Annotated in this window: 19 protein-coding genes; 4 read left to right on the top strand and 15 right to left on the bottom strand. The window is 64.0% G+C overall.

The genetic code is table 11. From position 1 onward, the window contains the following. From Q1J79_RS03670 to Q1J79_RS03640, 7 genes are all read right to left on the bottom strand, one after another. Nucleotides 1-1,541 (bottom strand): acetyl/propionyl/methylcrotonyl-CoA carboxylase subunit alpha (locus tag Q1J79_RS03670; RefSeq protein WP_300296756.1); only part of this gene is annotated, 1,541 nt, incomplete at its 3' end. 22 nt (nucleotides 1,542-1,563) lie between these two features. Continuing rightward, a complete protein-coding gene (locus Q1J79_RS03665; RefSeq protein WP_300296643.1) occupies nucleotides 1,564-3,096 on the bottom strand; it encodes an acyl-CoA carboxylase subunit beta in 1,533 nt (510 codons plus the stop codon). A 193-nt stretch (nucleotides 3,097-3,289) separates the two neighbouring features. Continuing rightward, nucleotides 3,290-4,525 (bottom strand): pentapeptide repeat-containing protein, encoded by a 1,236-nt coding sequence (locus Q1J79_RS03660; protein WP_300296640.1) that lies wholly within the window; start codon nucleotides 4,523-4,525, stop codon nucleotides 3,290-3,292. Between the two features lie 119 nt (nucleotides 4,526-4,644). Then, nucleotides 4,645-5,349 (bottom strand): ATP12 family chaperone protein, encoded by a 705-nt coding sequence (locus Q1J79_RS03655; protein WP_300296637.1) that lies wholly within the window; start codon nucleotides 5,347-5,349, stop codon nucleotides 4,645-4,647. Between the two features lie 22 nt (nucleotides 5,350-5,371). Further along, nucleotides 5,372-7,450 carry an AsmA family protein gene (locus Q1J79_RS03650; protein WP_300296634.1) on the bottom strand — a complete coding sequence of 693 codons (2,079 nt, stop codon included), beginning with the start codon at nucleotides 7,448-7,450 and terminating at the stop codon, nucleotides 5,372-5,374. Continuing rightward, nucleotides 7,438-8,145 (bottom strand): HAD-IA family hydrolase, encoded by a 708-nt coding sequence (locus Q1J79_RS03645; RefSeq protein WP_300296631.1) that lies wholly within the window; start codon nucleotides 8,143-8,145, stop codon nucleotides 7,438-7,440. The genes Q1J79_RS03650 and Q1J79_RS03645 overlap by 13 nt, the downstream gene beginning before the upstream one ends. Nucleotides 8,146-8,261: 116 nt before the next feature. Next, nucleotides 8,262-8,600 (bottom strand): hypothetical protein, encoded by a 339-nt coding sequence (locus tag Q1J79_RS03640; RefSeq protein WP_300296628.1) that lies wholly within the window; start codon nucleotides 8,598-8,600, stop codon nucleotides 8,262-8,264. Nucleotides 8,601-8,737: 137 nt separating this feature from the next. On the opposite strand from Q1J79_RS03640, the gene queF reads away from it, so the two are divergent. Together queF and Q1J79_RS03630 are read left to right on the top strand one after the other, a co-directional pair. Next, a complete protein-coding gene (gene queF / locus Q1J79_RS03635; protein WP_300296625.1) occupies nucleotides 8,738-9,226 on the top strand; it encodes a preQ(1) synthase in 489 nt (162 codons plus the stop codon). 4 nt (nucleotides 9,227-9,230) lie between these two features. Then, nucleotides 9,231-10,043 carry a hypothetical protein gene (locus Q1J79_RS03630; protein WP_300296622.1) on the top strand — a complete coding sequence of 271 codons (813 nt, stop codon included), beginning with the start codon at nucleotides 9,231-9,233 and terminating at the stop codon, nucleotides 10,041-10,043. Here Q1J79_RS03630 and Q1J79_RS03625 read toward each other — a convergent pair. Beyond that, complete coding sequence (locus Q1J79_RS03625) at nucleotides 10,018-10,638, bottom strand: cysteine hydrolase family protein (protein ID WP_300296619.1); 621 nt, start codon at nucleotides 10,636-10,638, stop codon at nucleotides 10,018-10,020. The two genes, Q1J79_RS03630 and Q1J79_RS03625, sit on opposite strands and share 26 nt — an antisense overlap. Before the next feature lie 101 nt (nucleotides 10,639-10,739). Between Q1J79_RS03625 and Q1J79_RS03620 the strand changes: the two genes are divergently transcribed. Further along, a complete protein-coding gene (locus tag Q1J79_RS03620; RefSeq protein ID WP_300296617.1) occupies nucleotides 10,740-11,612 on the top strand; it encodes a LysR family transcriptional regulator in 873 nt (290 codons plus the stop codon). On the opposite strand, the gene Q1J79_RS03615 is transcribed toward Q1J79_RS03620, so the two are convergent. The 5 genes from Q1J79_RS03615 to Q1J79_RS03595 form a co-directional block, all read right to left on the bottom strand. Beyond that, nucleotides 11,609-12,931 (bottom strand): DUF3422 family protein, encoded by a 1,323-nt coding sequence (locus tag Q1J79_RS03615; protein ID WP_300296614.1) that lies wholly within the window; start codon nucleotides 12,929-12,931, stop codon nucleotides 11,609-11,611. The genes Q1J79_RS03620 and Q1J79_RS03615 overlap by 4 nt on opposite strands. After that, nucleotides 12,919-13,902: an RluA family pseudouridine synthase gene (locus Q1J79_RS03610; RefSeq protein WP_300296611.1), complete on the bottom strand. Its 984-nt coding sequence runs from the start codon at nucleotides 13,900-13,902 to the stop codon at nucleotides 12,919-12,921. Before Q1J79_RS03610 ends, Q1J79_RS03615 begins: the two co-directional genes overlap by 13 nt. Before the next feature lie 44 nt (nucleotides 13,903-13,946). Beyond that, nucleotides 13,947-14,309, bottom strand: a complete 363-nt coding sequence (locus Q1J79_RS03605; protein ID WP_300296608.1) for a hypothetical protein — start codon at nucleotides 14,307-14,309, stop codon at nucleotides 13,947-13,949. Between the two features lie 118 nt (nucleotides 14,310-14,427). Next, on the bottom strand, nucleotides 14,428-15,756 hold the full coding sequence (locus tag Q1J79_RS03600) for a replication-associated recombination protein A (RefSeq protein ID WP_300296605.1): 1,329 nt from the start codon (nucleotides 15,754-15,756) through the stop codon (nucleotides 14,428-14,430). Beyond that, a complete protein-coding gene (locus Q1J79_RS03595) occupies nucleotides 15,753-17,171 on the bottom strand; it encodes a DegQ family serine endoprotease (RefSeq protein WP_300296602.1) in 1,419 nt (472 codons plus the stop codon). The genes Q1J79_RS03600 and Q1J79_RS03595 overlap by 4 nt, the downstream gene beginning before the upstream one ends. 113 nt (nucleotides 17,172-17,284) lie before the next feature. Here Q1J79_RS03595 and Q1J79_RS03590 point away from each other — a divergent pair, with 113 nt between their 5' ends. Then, nucleotides 17,285-17,740: a PAS domain-containing protein gene (locus Q1J79_RS03590; protein WP_300296599.1), complete on the top strand. Its 456-nt coding sequence runs from the start codon at nucleotides 17,285-17,287 to the stop codon at nucleotides 17,738-17,740. Nucleotides 17,741-17,824: 84 nt separating this feature from the next. Here Q1J79_RS03590 and rplQ read toward each other — a convergent pair whose 3' ends face one another. Then, nucleotides 17,825-18,244, bottom strand: coding sequence for a 50S ribosomal protein L17 (gene rplQ, locus Q1J79_RS03585; RefSeq protein WP_300296597.1), 420 nt, complete (start codon nucleotides 18,242-18,244; stop codon nucleotides 17,825-17,827). A 35-nt stretch (nucleotides 18,245-18,279) separates the two neighbouring features. Next, nucleotides 18,280-19,296 carry a DNA-directed RNA polymerase subunit alpha gene (locus tag Q1J79_RS03580; protein ID WP_300296595.1) on the bottom strand — a complete coding sequence of 339 codons (1,017 nt, stop codon included), beginning with the start codon at nucleotides 19,294-19,296 and terminating at the stop codon, nucleotides 18,280-18,282. Nucleotides 19,297-19,326: the final 30 nt, after the last annotated feature.

Genomic DNA, 19,326 nt, shown 5'->3' with positions numbered 1-19,326 from the left:
CCATCGGCATTGGCGACATGCAGCGGATATTCCACCTTGTTCAGCACGGCGATCCACTCGGTATCCGGCTCCCAGTCCGGCAGGCCGAGCTTGCCGCCCAGATGGCGGGCACGGAATTCGTTGCGGATATGCAGCAGGGCCGCCACCGCCAGCATGGCATTCTGGCGACCTTCCGGCAGCACGGTGCCGCCATAGCCTGCCGGCCATTCCTCGGCGATGAAGTTGGTCGACAGCCGCCCCTCGCGAAAGCGCGGGTGATCCAGCACGGCCGAGAGGAAGTTGACGTTATGGCCGATGCCGGCGATCCAGGTCTCGTCCAGCGCTGCCGACAGGGTCGAAATCGCCTCGTCGCGATCCTTGCCGAAGCTGCACAGCTTGGAGATCATCGGATCGTAGAACATGCTGATCTCGCTGCCTTCCACGACGCCGGTGTCGTTGCGGATGACATCCGACTCAGGCGCCGTGCGCCAGCGCACCAGGCGGCCCGTCGAGGGCAGGAAACCACGCAGCGGGTCTTCGGCATAGATGCGGGCCTCGACGGCCCAGCCGCTCAACTTCACCTCCGACTGCGTGATGGCCAGCTTTTCATTTGCTGCAACGCGGATCATCTGCTCGACCAGGTCGATGCCGGTGATCAGCTCGGTGACCGGATGCTCCACCTGCAGGCGGGTATTCATCTCCAGGAAATAGAAGCTGCGGTCAGGGCCGACGATGAACTCCACCGTGCCGGCACTGTCGTAATTCACCGTCTTGGCCAGGGCGACGGCCTGCTCGCCCATCGCCTTGCGCGTCTTCTCGTCGAGGAACGGGCTCGGCGCTTCTTCGATCACTTTCTGGTGCCGGCGCTGGATCGAGCATTCGCGTTCGCCCAGATAGATCACGTTGCCGTGCTTGTCGCCTAGCACCTGGATTTCGATATGGCGCGGCTGCTCGATGTATTTCTCGATGAAGACGCGGTCGTCGCCGAAGGAATTCTTGGCCTCGTTGGTGGCCGATGAGAAACCTTGGGCGACTTCATCAGCGGACCGCGCGATGCGCATGCCCTTGCCGCCGCCGCCGGCCGAAGCCTTGATCATCACCGGGAAGCCAATCTCGGTGGCGATCTTCACGGCTTCCGCCGTGGTGGCGATGGCGCCGAGATAACCCGGCACGGTGGAGACGCCGGCCTGCTTGGCCAGCTTCTTGGACTCGATCTTGTCGCCCATGGCGTAGATCGCATCGGGGTTCGGGCCGATGAAGGCGATCCCGGCGTCCTTCAGCGCGGCAGCAAAAGTACGATTCTCCGACAGGAAGCCGTAGCCCGGATGCACCGCCTGGGCGCCGGTCTTCTTGCAGGCGGCGACGATCTTGTCGATGATCAGGTAGCTTTCGGCAGCCGGCGCGGCGCCGATATGCACCGCCTCGTCGGCCATGCGCATATGCAGCGCGCCATCATCGGCATCGGAGTAGACCGCCACGGTCTTGATGCCCAGCTTGCGGCAGGTCTTGATGACGCGACAGGCGATTTCGCCACGGTTGGCGATCAGGATCTTGGTAAACAGCTTGGCCATGATACGCGCACCCTTACAGCGGAATGTTGTCGTGCTTCTTCCACGGATTTTCCAGCTTCTTGTCGCGCAGCATGGCGAGTGAGCGGGCAATCCGGTAGCGCGTGTTATGCGGCATGATCACGTCGTCGATGAAGCCGCGATGGCCGGCGACGAAGGGATTGGCGAATTTCTGGCGGTATTCCTCGGTGCGCGCGGCGATCTTCTCGGCATCGCCGATCTCGCCGCGGAAGATGATCTCCACCGCGCCCTTCGGGCCCATCACCGCGATTTCGGCCGAAGGCCAGGCATAGTTCACGTCGCCGCGCAGATGCTTGGACGACATCACGTCATAGGCGCCGCCATAGGCCTTGCGGGTGATCACGGTCACCTTTGGCGTGGTCGCCTCGGCATAGGCGAACAGCAGCTTGGCGCCATGCTTGATGATGCCGCCATATTCCTGCGCCGTGCCGGGCAGGAAACCGGGCACGTCGACGAAGGTGACGATCGGGATGTCGTAGCAGTCGCAGAAGCGCACGAAGCGCGCGCCCTTGCGGCTTGAATCGATGTCGAGGCAGCCGGCCAGCACCATCGGCTGGTTGGCGACGATGCCCACGGTCCGGCCGCCGATGCGGGCCATGCCGGTGATGATGTTTTTGGCGTAGTTCGGCTGGATTTCGAAAAAGTCGCCCTCGTCGACCACCTTTTCGATCAGCTCCTTCATGTCGTAGGGCTTGTTCGGGTTGGGCGGCACCAGGGTATCGAGCGAGGTTTCCTGGCGGTTGATCGGGTCCCAGCTCTCGCGGACCGGCGACTTCTCGCGGTTGTTCAGCGGCAGGAAGTCAAACAGCCGGCGGGTCTGCGCCAGCGCCTCGACGTCATTCTCATAGGCGTTATCGGCCACCGAGGATTTGGTCGTGTGGGTGATGGCGCCGCCGAGTTGCTCCTGGGTCACCACTTCCTGTGTCACCGTCTTCACCACGTCCGGGCCGGTGACGAACATGTAACTGCTGTCCTTCACCATGAAGATGAAGTCGGTCATCGCCGGGCTGTAGACCGCGCCACCGGCGCAGGGCCCCATGATGACGGAAATCTGCGGCACCACCCCGGAGGCCAGCACGTTGCGCTGAAACACCTCGGCATAACCGGCAAGGCTGTCGACGCCTTCCTGAATGCGGGCGCCGCCGGAATCGTTCAGGCCGATCACCGGGGCGCCGGCCTTCATCGCCGTATCCATGATCTTGCAGATCTTGCCGGCATGGCTGGCCGACAACGAACCGCCGAATACGGTGAAATCCTGGCTGAACACGAAAACCGGCCGGCCGTTGATGGTGCCGTAGCCAGTCACCACGCCATCGCCGGCCACCTTCTGCTCGGCCATGCCGAAATCGGTGCAGTCATGTTCGACGAACATGTCCCACTCCTCGAAGGAGCCGGGATCGAGCAGTAATTCCAGCCGCTCGCGCGCGGTCAGCTTGCCCTTGGCATGCTGCGCCTCGATGCGCTTCTTCCCACCGCCCTCGCGGGCCTGGGCACGTTTTTCTTCAAGCTGACGGATGATGTCCTGCATGCAACTCCCCCGTTGACCGGGCCTCCCAAGAGATATTCTTCGGGGCGGAACCTGCCCGGCCAGCACGTGACATGGCTGTAATAATCGCGTCGGGCTGCATAGCACATCGCCGAGCGACGCAAAATAGCCGGCGCTGCACTGCAAAAGGGCCTGCGATAAGAGGAGGTTATCCTGCCTGATATATCAGCTGATATCAGTTCCGCCGCTGCGGCAGGCGGGCCTCTGACAGGTCGGCGCCATCGAGCATCGCGCGGGTCATGTCGGCCTCGTCGAGCCAGGCCAGCTTCATTCTGGCGCCGCGCAGATCGGCGCCGCGCAACAGACTGCGGGTCAGGTTGGCCGGAAAAGCCCGGTCGCCCCCCAGGATCAATGGCCGCAGATCGGCGTCGCGCAGATCGGCGCGCACCAGCAGCGCGCCGGAAAGGTTGGCGCCGCGCAGATCCGCCCCCGACAGGTTGCAGTCGCGCAGATCGGCATCCTGCAGTTTGGTACCCTGCATCGAGGCCCGTTCAAGATTGAGCCCCTGCAGGATCGCCCCATCGAGCGTGGCGCCGGTCAGCACCAGTCCCGGCCGCGGTCCAATCTGGCGCAGGTCCAGCCGGCTGAAATCAAACAGGCGCCCCTTGCTGCCACCGGTCTCGACCCAGAGCCGGTACAGCCGGAAGGCCTCCTCGATCGGCACGCCAAGCTCGGCCAGCGGCCGGCCCTGCGGCTTGTCATCAAGCACGTTGCGGGTATCGGCCCCGGCCATCACCGTGTTTTCAAGGTTGACACCAACCAGCACGGCGCCGCGCAACTGGGCGTCTTTCAGATTGGCCCCCGAAAGATCGGCACCCGAAAGATTGGCGCCTTCCAGCCGGGCGGCGGCGAGGTTGGCGCGGGCAAGCTGGCAGTTCACCATGATGGCATCGGTGAAGTCGGTACGGCCGGCCGCGACGCCGGTGAGGTTGGCGCCGGTGAGATCGGCCGCCACCAACCGCGCGCCACCCAGATCGACTGCCTCGTGATCGGGTTTGCGCAATTGCACCCGGCCGCTCTGATCGCGCTCGGCGATCACGCCGTCACGCATATCGGCATCCTGCAGCCGCGCCCCGGTCAGATCAGCGCCGCGCAGCGAGGCGCCGCGCAGATCCGCGCGGTCGAGCCGGGCACCCTGCATCGAGGCGCCACGCAGATCAGCACCGTACAGCACGGCATTGCTCAGATTGGTATCGGCCAGATTCACCGACTGAAGATTGCAGCCGGTGAAGTCGGCGCCGGCCAGATCGACGCCGGCCATGGTCAGGTGCGACAGGTCACGGAACTGAAAGATCGCCCGGCGACCGCCAGGCAGGCGCTGGCGGTATTTCTCATGGTCGGCGATAGTCGCCAGCAGTTCGCCATAGCCGACCTTTGGCCGCTGGCGCTGCGATATGTCGGAACCCGCCACGCCGGACCCCCGATCCCCGACATTGCCTCACGTGTGCCGAATTATATCGAATCAACGTGAAGTGCGGTAGGAGAGGTTGCAGCCAAAATGCGAAAAACCTGCAGCTTCAGGCGGTAGAGTCAGCCCTCTGCGTGCAGCAATGCGAGAAACTGCTGTACTGACTGCAGCTCGGCAAGCAAAGCGGCCCGGCGCGCTGCCGCTTCGTCGTCTTCACCCCAGCGCTCGGCCTGGAACAATTCATCCAGCAAACCGAGTCGATGGGCCTGGCCGGCATCAAGACGGCCATCGAGCAGGGCCAGACCAAGCACGATGGAACCGGTAGCCGTGGTCACGGCGTGCAAGGCGGTAAGCCGGTAGGCATCAAGCGCCGCGCAGACCTGTTCCAGCCGGGGTCGCAGGGTGGCAGGCTGCTCCACTGCAACGATGCCGCTGGTGACATTGAGCTGCACGTCGTAGCGCTCATGGAACCAATCGAGCAAAGGCTGCCATTCGATCGCCTGACGGGCCGCCAGTTCGGGCGGATCATCCGCGCGGTATGACAGCAGGTCGGTATCGCCGTAACGCACGATTTCCCCGGCTGCGTAATCGGGGGCAGCCTGCACCCGGTCGATCGCCGTGGCGGCAAGACGGGTCAGCGGCATGTCCTGCGGCCGGATTTCAGCGCCCTGAGCCGCCCATTCCGCAGCCACCGCCTCGGCCAGCGGCAGACAAGGCAGCACCAGATCGGCTTTGGCCGGCGTTTTCAGTCGGCGGCCGTCAAGCAGAACCGTGGCGGAACCGTCCGGCTGCGCCGCGGCAGCCGCTGACTTGTAGAAGCGTTTCATGGTGCCGGCTTATAGCCGGGCCTCAGCGCCCCAGCAATCCACCCAGCCCCTTGCGCAGATCCTGCAACGGACTGGCCGGTGCCTGCTGTTGCTGCTGGGCTGGCTGCTGCGAGGATTGCGGCACCGGCCGGCCTTCGGCCAAAGCCACCGCCTTGGCGCAGGCGGTTTCGGCATTGTCGCCGCCCGACCCCAGCGCCGGCGACAGCAGAGCCAGCGGCCCCAGCGCAGCAATGCCGGCCGCCGTGCCGATCACGCTTTTAGCCAGGGCGGCCGGGTCGGGGCTGAAACTCGGATCGAGCAGCATGCCGCGCACCCGCACCGGCGGCAGGGCCGCAGCCAGGCTGGTATCGCGCGAGGACGGAATGATGCGCAGATCAAGCTGCTCGGTGCCTAGGTTCACGGTACCGTCGCCGGTGATCGTCAGGCTGCCGGTCTCGGCCAGCAGGGCCTTCGGCGTCGCGATGCCGGCCTTGATATCGAGGCCGGTGACGACACAATGCAGCTTGGTCTTGGCCGTGGCGCGGCTAAGAGCCCCCACGGCATCGGCCAGCCGGGGCAGCGTGGCGCGAACATACTCTTCCTTCAGCTCGCCCTCGCCCACCTTGATGACAACCCTGCCGTTCAGCCCGGCCATGATCTGGCGCAGGCTGGCGCCCTGGCTGGTGACATCCAGGGCCAGATCGGTGGCGCCGCCGCGTCGCACCACGTCGGTAATCCCGCTTTTCTGCAGGTAGTCGCTCAGCACGATGCCCTTGCCATTCAGTTTTGCGGTCAGGGCTTTCGATTTGCTGTTCAGCGTCACATCACCGCCAAGGCTGCCGCCGGCCAGTTGCTGGATCGCCGGCTTCAGCTGCAGCACGCCGTCCTTCAGCACCAGATCCAGCGCCAGCCCCTGGACGTCCAGGGTTGGCGCCTTGAACTGCTCGGCCTTGTAGGCCAGCACGGCATCCACCGCGTTCAGGCCATCCAGCGGCAGCGGATCGTTGCTGAACAGGCGGCCATCGGATTTCGCCGCCGGAGCGGATGTCCCGCTGCCACCGCCCGGGCTGGAACCGGCTGGCGCGCTTTTGCCACCGCTGTCCTTCAGCATCAGTCGGGTGACATCAAAGCTTTTCGAAGCCAGATCGAACTTCACGGCCGGTTTGGCGCCGGCCAGATTGACTTCACCGCTGCCCGAGAGATCGCTGTCGCCGAGCTTCACGGCGATGCCGCTCAAATTATAGCGCTGCGGCGCGACGTCCTTCACGTCGGCCTGCAGGCTGACCGGCACGGCCGGGGCGGTGGCGCCGAATTTCCCCGCCAGCGCCGACAGATCGGGGATATCGGCCCCCAGTTTGAGCGCCAGGCCCTTGGCCTGCAGCGGCTGGGCAATGCTGCCGTCGAGGCTGGCTTTGGCGCCCGGCACCGTCACGGTCAGCTTCACCGGCCAGGGCCGACTTGGCGCCATCAGCTCGTCCAGGCTGCCCAGCGTGCCTTCGGCCCTGATCTCGTTGCCATCGACTACGGCAGCCAGTTTGGTGGCCAGCAGCCCGCCAGCAGCCTGCTTCACCGACAATTCGCTGAGATTCACGTCATTCTTTGCGCCGCTCTGGGCATCCCGGTAGGCCAGCTTCACATTCTTCAGTGAAACATCCGATACTACCGGCAAACCACTGAAACTAGCGTCTTTTGCCTCAGCCTTTTCTTGTGCCGAAGGTGCTACCTGCTCGGCCGGTTTCGCGACCTGGAACTCCCAGTTGGCCTGGCCCTGACGGTTCTTTTCCAGCAGGACATCGACATCGGCCAGAACCAGCCGGTCAATCTTGATCTGCTGCCCGAGCAGGGCGAACAGATCCACCTGCGCGGTGAACTCGCCAATGGTGGCCATCTGCGGACGGCTGCCCCACGCCGCATTGGCGAAACTGACCTGCTTCACGCTGACGCCCAGCGGCCACAGGCTGAGCTTCATATCCTGGGCGATGTCCAGCTTGCGGCCAGTGGCCTCTTCGACCGCGGCGACGATCTGCGGCTTGAAGCGGTTCACATCGATGGTCAGCACCGCCACCACGACAGCCACCACCAGGATGGCCAGAACACCCAGTCCCCATTTCAGCGCGCGCATGCGGCACCTCCCATCAATTCGTTTACCAGATCAGGAAGTTCCCAGAAGCTTTTGATTATATGAGAAGCTCCGGCCTGCCATAACAGGTCTTCATCATGGTAGCCCCACGCCACCCCAATGGCCGGAACCCCGGCATTGCGGGCCATCTCGATATCATAGGTCGTATCCCCAACAACGATTGTTGAGGTGGGCATGGCGCCGGTTTCCGCCATGGCCTGCAATACCATATCGGGGGCCGGCTTGCCCGCTGCAACCACGTCATTGGTCTGCAGAGTGACAAACCGTCCAACTAGATTATGGGTGTTCAGGGTGAAATCGAGCCCGCGGCGTGCCTTTCCGGTCGCAATCCCCAGCAGGAAACCGGCCGTTTCCAGACGGTCCAGCGTATCGACCAGCCCCGGAAACAGCGGCTCGCAATGATCCGGCATCAGCCGCTGGGCAATGGCCGCCTGCTTGTAGGATTCGATCACCGCCGCCAGAGCCGGCCCTCCGGTCGGCAACAGGCTTTCAATCGCCGTGGCCAGCGGCAGGCCAACTGTCCTCCGGACCCTGTCGGCCTCCGGCAAGGCCAAGCTGTTCGCCGCGAAGGCGGAATGCATGGCGGCAATGATATGGTGCTGACTGTCGACCAGCGTGCCATCGCAGTCGAAAATCACCAGACGGGGCGCCACGAAATCAGGGACCGGGTTTTCCATGGTTTAAAAATCGCATGTGGAACTGCTTCGCTCAACAGCACACATAACCTGAAAAACCAATTTAAAAGTCCCCCCCCCGTTCCCGCAGGGGGGCTCTGAACAACAATCGCCGCGCCTCAGTTGGCGGATTTCCTGGTATCCCTGGTTTTCTGGTCAGCTTTTTTCTCTGCCTTCCGGGCTGCGGCCTTTTTCTCATCAGCCCGCTTTTCCGCCTTTTTGGCGTCGGCCTTCTTTTCGGTGGCCTTTTTCTCCGCCTTTTTGGCATCAGCCTTGGCCTGGCCGGCCTGGCCCTGGGCCGCCGGCGTGGCAGGCGTGGCCGGAGCCACGCCCGGCTGGGCTGGCGTGGCAGGGGTGGCCGGGGTCTGCTGGGCTTGGGCAATAGTACCGGCGGCGCCCAGCGTCAGGGCTCCGGCAAAAGCGGCTGCGGTGGCGAAAGTTCTAAGACGGAACATCATGTCTGCCTCCTTGGGGCGATCGATAGGCCCGGCTGGTATCTTGTGGGGCATCCGGCCGGCCGGACAGGAGCAAAGCTTGGATCGGATCATGGCCACACGGGGATGCAATAAAGGTATTGTTGTGGCAAAAGAAGACCATGGCCAAACGCAAGATATCCCCCTCTTCCCCCCGCCGCTACCCGGACCTGACTCAGTTGGGCCAGGCCGCCAGCCAGCCTGACAGCCCTGCCGAGGCGAAGCTGGAAACAGTGCCCAATCCACAGCCCGGCACGCTGTACCTGATCCGCTTCGTGCAGCCGGAATTCACCAGCCTCTGCCCGATGACCGGTCAGCCCGATTTCGCGCATCTGGTGATTGATTACGTGCCAAACCGGAGCATCGTGGAATCCAAATCGCTGAAACTGTTCCTCAACAGCTTCCGCAACCATGGCGCCTTCCACGAGGATTGCACGGTGAGCATCGCCAAGCGCCTGGTGCAGGCGGTGAAGCCGCGCTGGCTGCGGATCGGCGGCTATTGGTATCCGCGCGGCGGCATGCCGATCGACGTGTTCTATCAGACCGGCAAACCGCCAACTGGCCTGTGGCTGCCGGATCAGGGTGTCGCATCCTATCGCGGTCGCGGCTGATCAGATGCCCCGGCGCGCGGCGCTGATCCTGATGCTGCTGGCCGGCCTGACGGCCTGCAGCGGCATGGAAAGCAGCGTGCGCGACCTGAACCGCAGCCTCTATCGCAGCTGGGCCGGCAGCGACAATCGTCCGGGCCGCAACACCTCGGCGGAAGAAGCCGCGGCGACGGCAACCGGCATCCCCTGCTTCAACAGCGAAACAGGCCTGCTCTATACTAGCCAGACTGGCCGTTGCGCGTCGGGCTATATTGCCATCGGCATGGAACAGGCCGAGCGGCAATTCACCACCACCCGGGCACCGGTGGCGGGGCGCGGCGCGCCGGAGATCGCACCAATGCCGTCGCGCAATGCCGCCACGACCAGACCGGCCCCGGTACCGCAGAGCAACACTCCGCCCGCAGGGCCTAGCGCCTATTCCGGCACGCCCTATTCCAGCAATGCGGCACGCGTCGGCGAAGGCGTCTATGCGCTCTGCCACAACGACAGCACGGGGAATGTCTTCGAAGCGCCCGCCTGCCCTGCCGGCAGTCGCTGGATCAATTCGGAGGAAGCCGAGCTGTTGCAACGCGCGCAACTCGCCGAAGCCTCCTGGTGTTTCTTCCCCGCGCGCAACCTGCTCTATCGCAGTCGGGCCTGCCGGCCGGGCGACCGGAAGCTGACGCTGGCCGAAGCCAACAATCTCTGGGAGACTCTACCGGCTGACCGGCGCACGCAACGGCGCCCTTCGGAAACAGGCGGCCCCATTCAGCCGGTGCCACCCGCCGATGCCGCGCCACGCAGCGGCGTGAATGCTACGCCGCTGCCCGCGCCGAAATAGCTGAGGCGTCGCGCACCACCACGGCGAAGCGGTCGTTCAGCGCGGTCATGCTGATGCGATGCAACTCGGCCGCCGAAACAATGCCGCTGCCGGTCGGATCGGGCAGGTCGCGCGTGGCGCAGGCATCGGCCACCACCACGCCGCGATAGCCATGATCCAGCGCGCTGCGTACCGTGGCGCTGACGCACATATGGCTCTGGAAACCGGCAATGATCAGCTCCTTGCGGCCCAGGCCGCGCAGCACGCTGTCCAGATCGGTGTTGGCGAAGGAATTCGGCAACGCCTTGGTCACCACCGCCTCACCTTCCTGCGGCCGGATCGTGGAAATGAAATCCGCCTTCGGGCTTTCCGGGTTGAACAGCGCCCCGCCCGGGCGGCCGTGATGCCGCACATGCACCACCGGTGCGCCGGCAGCCCGGGCAGCCGTTAGCAGGCGGCCGATTTCAGCCACGGCGGCATCGATGCCTGTCAGCGGCAGGCCGCCTGCGGCGGTGTATTCCACCTGATGGTCGATCAGCAGCAGGGTGGCGTTCTGCCACAGGATCGGCTGGCCGGCGACGCCGGCCATCTCCAGCAATGTCTTGGGGCGGGTCATGATTTGGGTCCTTATGCTATCGGCCGCGTGTTCTCGACTGTATGGGCCATGCCCTGATTTAACGGCTGGCCCCCTCTGTGCAAATTCCGTAAGATCGCGCCATGCCTGTTTATAAACGCACAGATGACATTGACTGGAACGACCTGCGCTATGTGCTGGCGCTGGCGCGCCATGGCAGCCTGTCGGCCACTGCGCGGCTGCTCAAGGTGAACCACGCCACGGTTGCCCGGCGCATCGCGGCGCTGGAAGCGGGCCTCGGCATTCTGCTGTTCGAGCGGCGGGCGCGCGGCTACCGACCTACGCCGCAGGCCCAGCCCGTGCTGCAGGCCGCCGAGCAGGTCGAGGCGCCGCTGCTGCGCCTGGAACGACTGGCCGATGCCGGCCGCAGCATGCAGATCGAAGGCAATGTGCGCGTCACCTGTACCGAAGGCATCGCCAGCCACTGCGTCGCCCCGCAACTGGCGGCCCTGCGGCAACGCTGGCCCGGCCTGCAGATCGAAATCACCGTCGAGCATCGCTCGCTCAGCCTCGCCCGGCGCGAGGCCGATATCGCGATCCGCTGGGCGCGGCCACAAAGCGGCGAGCTTTATGCGAGCCGGCTCGGCAGCGTGCCTTACCGGCTGTATCGCAATCCCCTGGCCATGGACGCAACGGCCGTTGCCGCCTTCGATGAAAGCCTGGCCGACCTGCCCGAGACGCAATGGCTGGCGAAACAGAAAACCCTGCATCCGGTGATCCGCAGCAACAGCATGCTGCCGCTGGTGGCCGCCGCCCAGGCCGGCGCCTGCGGCATCCTGTTGCCGGAATTCATCGGCCGGCAATTGCCGGGACTGGTTGCCGAACCTGGCCGACCACCGGTGACGCGCGAATTATGGCTGGTGCTGCATCGCGACCTGCGCAGGACCCCAAGGGTCCGCACAGTGGCGGATTTCCTGGGAACGGCGATCAGGCCCCTCTTGCGTCAACCCGCTTAGTGCAGGCCATCCTTCTGCAGCGAACGGCGGAAACGCCGCAGGCCCCACCAGACCACGCCGGCGACGACGGGGATCGCGATGCCGATGGAGATTTCCTTGTTGACCGGCAGGCCCATGGCATGCAGGGCCTGGGCGCCGTAGCCCACCAAGCCAACGAAATAATAGGTGATCGCGGCAACCGACAGCCCCTCGACGGTTTCCTGCAGGCGCAATTGCATATGCGACCGCCGGTTCATCGTGTCGAGCAGCTCGACATTCTGACGTTCCAGCGAAACGTCGACGCGGGTGCGCAGCAGATTGGCCATGCGCGTGGCGCGACGCGACAGGCCTTCAATGCGCTCGGCCATGGTGATGCAGGTGCGCATGGCGGGCGACAACCGACGCTCCATGAACTCGCCAATGGTCGGCAGGCCCTCGATGCGGTCCTCGCGCAGTTCGGCAATGCGCCGTTCGACCAGCGCGTGATAGGCGCGCGCGGCGCCAAAGCGGTATGGCGTCTCCACAGCCAGGGTTTCAACTTCAGCGGCAAGGCCGGCAATTTCGCGCAGCAGGGTCTGTTCGCTTTCATGGGCGACATCGACCATGCGACCGGCTAGGCCGGCCAGGCCATGTTCAAGCTGGGTGATGCGCGGCGCCACCTGCTGGGCCAGCGGCAGGGCCAGCAAGGCCATCATGCGATAGGTCTCGATTTCCAGCAGGCGCATCACGGCGCGGCCACGCTGGGCATCGCTTAAGCCCCGGTCCTGCACCAGGAAACGTACGGCATCGTCGCTGCCAAGGAAAAAATCGGTCCACACGGTCGCATGGCCACTGGCGATCCGGCTCGCCACCAGGGTCGGACCATCGAACAGGCGCTGCAGCAAAGCCGCATTCGGTTCGGCTTCCGAGGGCGCCAGCAAGGTGATATCGGCGGCCACCATCAGCTTGCCAGGCAATGTGTCCAGCCAGCCGGGCGGCAGCGGCAAGTCCGTGGCCGCGCCATCCAGCGCGGCACCCGTCTCGCGCCGCAGATAAAGTGTATACGTCGAGAATTCGGTCCGCTTTTCCCAGATCAGGTGCACGCCATCGGCCAGCGGAATGGCCACATGCTTCGCGCCGGCCAGTGGTTCAACCTGCCCGGCATGCTGACTGAGCGCCGTAAGATGGGCATGCTCGGCGGGAGCATCGCCGGCATCAAGCAGCAGGCCGATATGCAACACACGCGCCGGTGCCGCGAGCGGCAATGGCGGGCGGGCATGCACCTCGCCAGCCAGGGCCGGCCGCAAGGGATGGGCACGCTCACGCAGGCGTGCGGGCAGGATCGGCCCTATTCCAGCCATTCATCCGCCTCTTTGTCGATTTCTAGTCCCAGGAAATCCCAGGTCGCCTGCATATGCGGCGGCAGCGGCGCCCGCACCTGCAAGACGCCGCCATCGGGATGCGGCAGCCGGATCGCACGCGCATGCAGGTGCAGCTTGCGGCTGACTCCGCCCGTCAGATAAGCCTCGGTGCCACCGTATTTGCCATCGCCGACGATTGGCGTGCCCATCGCGGCGGCATGGACGCGCAACTGATGGGTGCGTCCTGTCAGCGGCGCCATGGCCAGCCAGGCCGCGCGGCGACCAGCGGTGTCGACGGTGCGGTATAGGGTCACGGCGTTCTTGCCATCTTCCTCGTCGGCCACCATGCGCTCACCGGCAGCGCCGGGCAGCTTGGACAACGCCAGCTGAATCTTGCCCTGACGATGCTCAGGCACCCCCATGACCAAAGCCCAGTACAGCTTGTGCGCCTCGCGGGTCTTGAGGGCATTGGCCAGCTTGGCCGCTGCCGAAGCGGTGCGCGCCAGCAGCAGGACACCGGAGGTGTCCTTATCCAGCCGATGCACCAGACGCGGCCGCTCGGCGGCATCGAATTTCAGATGCCCGAGCAGACCGTCGAGATGCTCGCTCTGCCCGGTGCCGCCCTGGGTCGCCAAGCCAGGCGGCTTGTTGATCACCAGGACGGAAGCATCCTTGTGCAGGATGGCGGCTTCGAGTTCGGCGATACGTTCCGGGCTGGCCCTGGCAGGCCGGGGCTCACGCGGCTTTTCATCATCCTTCGGCGGCTCGCCCAGCGGCGGAATCCGGATCGCCTGCCCGGCCTCCAGCCGCGTCGAGGCTTTCGCCCTGCCCCCATCCACGCGCACCTGGCCCGTGCGCAGCAGCTTTTCCAGCTTGGCATGGCCCAGCCAGGGATAGTGGCGCTTGAACCAGCGATCGAGACGCAGATCGGCTTCGCCGTCGCTGACAGTGCGGGTAGAAACTTGGGACATGCTGTGACTCAGAAAAGAGGAAAATGACGAGACTAAAATGCCGTTCAGCGCCAGACGCGGCGCACGCGGTCCAGTTCCTTGGGTTCTTCAGGGGCCGGGGCAACTGGCTGGGCGGCGCGCTGACGCGCCTTCTCGGCCTGCCGGTCGATCCATTCCTGGCGCATCTGCTCATGACCTTCGAGCGACTGCACCTCCAGTTCACATTCCTGCGCCGCCTGGAAAATGATCTGTCGCGTAACATTCTGGAACTGCGCCAGCTTGCGGTAGAAACAATCCTCCCGGCTCGGCACGTTGCCTGGCGTATAGAAAGCCTGCTCCCGACCCGGCCCGGTCATATAGGCGTAGAAGCCCGCCGCAATGAGCAGGATAAGAGCCAGTACACCGACAATGCTGAGCCGTTGCAGCACAGAGAAACGCTCCGTCAGGTTTGAGCTTTTCACAAAATCATGGCCGCACTATACACCAGGCAGCCTGCAGGGTCAGCGGTTGCGAGTTGGTTAACGAGTCGCAACCGCGGATTTCCGCCTATTTTCCCTCAACTTGCCGCTTCGCCCGCAGCTTCTGCCAGTAATCCAGCCGCTTGAGAATCTCGCGCTCGAAGCCGCGCTCGACCGGGCGGTAGAAGGCCTGCCGCGCCATTTCATCGGGGAAATAATTCTGTCCCGAGAAACCGTCGTCGGCATCGTGATCATAGGCATAGCCGCTGCTGTAACCGAGCTCCTTCATCATCTTGGTCGGCGCATTGAGGATATGCATCGGCGGCATCAGCGAGCCATGTTCTCGAGCAGCCCTCTTGGCGCGGCTCTCAGCCTTGTAGGCGGCATTCGATTTCGGCGCCGTGGCCAGATAGATCACAGCCTGCACCAGGCCGAGTTCACCTTCCGGCGAACCGAGGAAATCATACATCTCCTTGGCCGCCAGCGCCTGCAGCAGAGCATTCGGATCGGCCATGCCGATATCCTCGGCGGCGAAACGCACAAGACGCCGGCAGATGTACAACGGGTCTTCGCCACCGACCAGCATGCGCGCCATCCAGTACAAAGCCGCATCGACATCGGAGCCGCGCATGGATTTATGCAGGGCCGAGATCAGATTATAGTGTTCGTCCTGGGTCTTGTCGTAGAGCGGCGCGCGCTTCTGCAGCGTTTCGGCCAACCGCTCGGAATCCAACCGCGCCGTACCAGCCGGCAGGGTGTAAATCTGCTCGGCCATGTTAAGCAGATAACGCCCATCGCCATCCGCCATGGCACGCAGGGCGGCACGTGCTTCCTCGGTCAGCGGCAGGTCCCGATCCTCGATGGCTTCCGCGCGCTGCAGCAACGCCTCCAGCGCGGCATCATCCAGCCGATGCAGAACCACCACGGCGGCGCGCGAAAGCAGAGCCGAGTTCAGCGCAAAGCTTGGATTCTCGGTGGTGGCGCCAACCAGAACCACCGTGCCATCCTCGACATAAGGCAGAAAGCCATCCTGCTGGGCGCGATTGAAGCGATGGATCTCGTCGACGAACAGCAGCGTCGTCTGCCCCATGGCGCGACGTTTGCGTGCCTCGTCAAACACCTTGCGCAGATCCGCTACACCGGAGAACACCGCCGATAGCGGCGCGAAAACCAGCCCCGTGGCATCGGCCAGCAGGCGGGCGATCGACGTCTTTCCCGTGCCGGGTGGTCCCCACAGAATCAGGCTGGCCAGTTTCTTCGCCTGCACCATGCGGGCCAGCGGCCCCCCGTCTTTCAGCAGATGGTCCTGCCCGATGATCTCGTCCAGGGTTTTCGGGCGCAGCCGGTCGGCCAGCGGTCCGGCCGGAACGGCTTCAATCCCAGCCGCGACAAACAGGTTATCGCTGCCGCCGCTCATGCGCGCACACTGAAGGACAGCAACTGCTTGCCGCGTTTCAGCACCACGGTCCACTGATCGGTACCCCGCACCAATCCCTGCAGGCCACGCACATCCCCGACATCGCGGTTGTTGATCTTGACGATCAGATCGCCGGGCCGCACCCGCAGCCGATAAGCCGGCGAACCCTGGGCGACATTCATGACGATGACGCCCTGCTCCAGCGTATCGATAGCCAGTTCAATCGCCAGCGCCGGCGACAGATTGGCCACCGTCGCACCGGCCAGCGGTTGATTTCCGGCAAGCTGGGTAATCTCGCGCGGCGGCGCTTCTGGCGCCTCGACCATGTTCATGCGCAGGGTCACGCGCTGGCCACGACGCAGCACATCAAGCGCCGCCGTCTCGCCGAGCTTGCGGGTGGAAATGCGGAATTTCAGCCCCTGCGGATCGTTCACCTCACGCCCTTCGACGGCCAGCACCACATCCCCGGTGCGCAGCCCGGCATGGTCGGCCGGACCACCACGATAGATCTCGCCGATCAGAACGCCGTTAGGACGCGCCAGTCCCAGGCCCGCCGCGATATCTGATGTCACCGGTTCGCCATTGGCGCCAAGCCACGGTCGCTTGATCCCCTTGCCCGCCAGCGCACTGGACACGGTGGAAGCAACCAGATTCGCCGGAATGGCAAATCCAATGCCGATTGATCCCCCCGAGCGCGAATAGATCGCGGTATTCACGCCGGCCAGCTTGCCATCCATCGTCACCAGGGCGCCACCGGAATTGCCGGGGTTGATCGCCGCGTCGGTCTGGATGAAGGACTGGGCATCGGCGTCGCCGATGCCGGTGCGGCCCAAGGCTGATACGATGCCTTGCGTGACGGTCTGACCGACACCAAACGGATTGCCGATGGCCACGACCAGGTCGCCGACCTGCAGTTCGTCGGAATCACGGAACTCCAGAAAAGGCAGGTTTTCGCCGCGCGTATCGATACGCAACACGGCAAGATCAACGCGCGGATCAGCCGCTATGACGCGGGCTTCGAATTCGCGGCGATCGGCCAGCGCGACCACGATCTCCGTAGCGCCCTCTACCACGTGGTTATTGGTGACGATCACCCCATCCGCCTCGACGATCACACCGGAACCAAGCGACTGGGCAATGCGTTCGCGTGGTTCGCCGAAGGGCATCTGGTTGCCGAAGAAATGGCGGAAGAACGGGTCGTCGAACAACGGCGGGCGCTGCACCTTTTCGACCCGGCGGGTATAGACATTGACCACGGCCGGCGCCGCGCGCTGCACCAGCGGTGCGAAACTGAGTTGGATCTCGCTGCGGCTGGCCGGCAGGCGCGGCTGTGCCGGGGCAATGGCGGGCAGCAGCGCAGCCAGCAGGCCAGCCAGGACAAGGAAGATACGACGGGGAAACGGCTGTCGAAGCATGCTTTTTAATAAGGATGTTTCCGAAAGGTTTTCAATGGGCAAGGCGGCTTTAAGACCCCATTCATCTTCCGGCTGGATTAATTGTTACAGAACAAGGGAGATCTGTCGGGCTTATGGAGCTTAACCAGCCGCTGCTGCTGCAGCTATACGCCTACTGGGATGACAGGCGGGGCCAAAGGCGCTTTCCGACCCGCGACGATATCGACCCGCTCGACCTGAAATTCATCCTTGGCAGCCTGATCCTGATCGACATCGAAACCACCCCGCTACGCTTCCGGTATCGCCTGTTCGGCAGCGAGATCGCCCGCCGGCAGGGCTTTGACATGACGGGCAAATACAACGACCAGCATCCCTGGCCGGAATTCGCCGCCCGAGTACGCGGCGTCTACAAGGGCGTGATGGAGAACAGCGAGCCAGCCCTGATCCGCAGGCGCGGCCTGATCGGCGACCAGCCGATGGACCATCAATCTCTGATCCTGCCCCTGGGCCGCGACATGGTGGAGATGATCCTGGTCGGAGTGATCTTCTCGCCTGCCGACAAAGCTGACCTGACCGAAGACCCCGTCTGACCAGAAGATCAGGCGGCCATCCCGAAACGAAAACGGCGGCCCGGAAACCCGGACCGCCGCTTTAAACTGCTATGCGTCAGCCGATCAGGCCGCCGCTTCCTCAGCGGCCGTCTGGACCGGACCTGAATCCAGGCCCTTGGCAGCCGGATCACGATCAACCAGCTCGACCACGGCCATCGGGGCGGCGTCGCCATAACGGAAACCGGCCTTCAGCACGCGGCTGTAACCGCCGTTGCGGCTGGCATAGCGCTGGTTCAGGGTCGAGAACAGCTTGTCCACCGCGGCCTTCTCCGGCAGGAAAGACAGCGCCTGGCGACGGGCATGCAGATCGCCGCGCTTGCCGAGCGTGATCAGCTTGTCGATCAGCGGCTTCAGCTCCTTGGCCTTGGGCAGCGTGGTGGTGATCTGCTCATGCTTGATCAGCGACGCTGCCATGTTGCCAAACATGGCGCGGCGATGGGCACTGGTCTTATTGAGTTTGCGGCCGGCATTGCGGTGACGCATGACTACTCTCCTCGATCTTCTTTAGGCGGACAGGATCAGTATTGATCCTGCAGCTTCTTCGCCAGTTCCTCGATATTCTCCGGCGGCCAGTTGGGAACATGCATGCCAAGATGCAGACCCATCTGAGCCAGAACTTCCTTGATTTCGTTCAGCGACTTGCGGCCGAAATTCGGCGTGCGCAGCATCTCGGCTTCGGTCTTCTGGATCAGATCACCGATATAGACGATGTTGTCGTTCTTGAGGCAGTTGGCCGAACGCACCGACAACTCCAGCTCGTCGACACGACGCAGCAGGTTCGGATTGAATTCCGGCTCGGCCGAAGTCTTCTCGCGAGTCTCGGCCTTCGGCTCTTCGAAGTTGATGAAGAGCTGCAGCTGGTCCTGCAGAATGCGAGCGGCATAAGCCACGGCATCTTCCGGCTTGATCGCGCCGTTGGTCTCGATCTGCATGGTCAGCTTGTCGTAGTCGAGAATCTGGCCCTCGCGGGTATTCTCGACCTTATAGGAAACCTTGCGGACCGGGCTGTAGAGCGCATCGACCGGGATCAGGCCAATCGGCGCATCTTCCGGACGGTTGGCTGAAGCCGGGACATAACCCTTGCCGGTCTCGACCGTGAGTTCCATGCGGATGGTGGCGCCGGCATCCAGCGTGCACAGCACGTGGCTGGGATCCATCACCTCGATGTCATGGCCAGTCTCGATCATCTTGGCAGTGACTTCGCACGGACCCTGGGCATTCAGATGCATGCGCTTCGGGCCTTCGCCGTGCATCTTCAGCGCCATCGACTTGATGTTCAACACGATGTCGGTGACGTCTTCACGTACGCCGGGAATCGACGAGAATTCATGCAGCACGCCATCGATCTTGATCGATGTGACAGCGGCACCCTGCAGCGATGACAACAGCACGCGACGCAGCGCATTGCCCAGGGTAAGGCCGAACCCGCGCTCCAGCGGCTCGGCAACGATGGTAGCGGTACGGCCCGGCACGGCGCCCGGCTCGATCACCAGCTTGTTCGGCTTAATCAGATCGGTCCAATTCTTCTGGATCACCTGTAACCTCGTTCGGTTGCGGCGGGTGCG

This window comes from Ferrovibrio sp., from assembly GCF_029255545.1.
GTDB lineage: Bacteria > Pseudomonadota > Alphaproteobacteria > Ferrovibrionales > Ferrovibrionaceae > Ferrovibrio.
The sequence above is the reverse complement of the archived record's forward strand: the minus strand, read 5'-3'. Positions and strand labels throughout refer to the sequence as shown.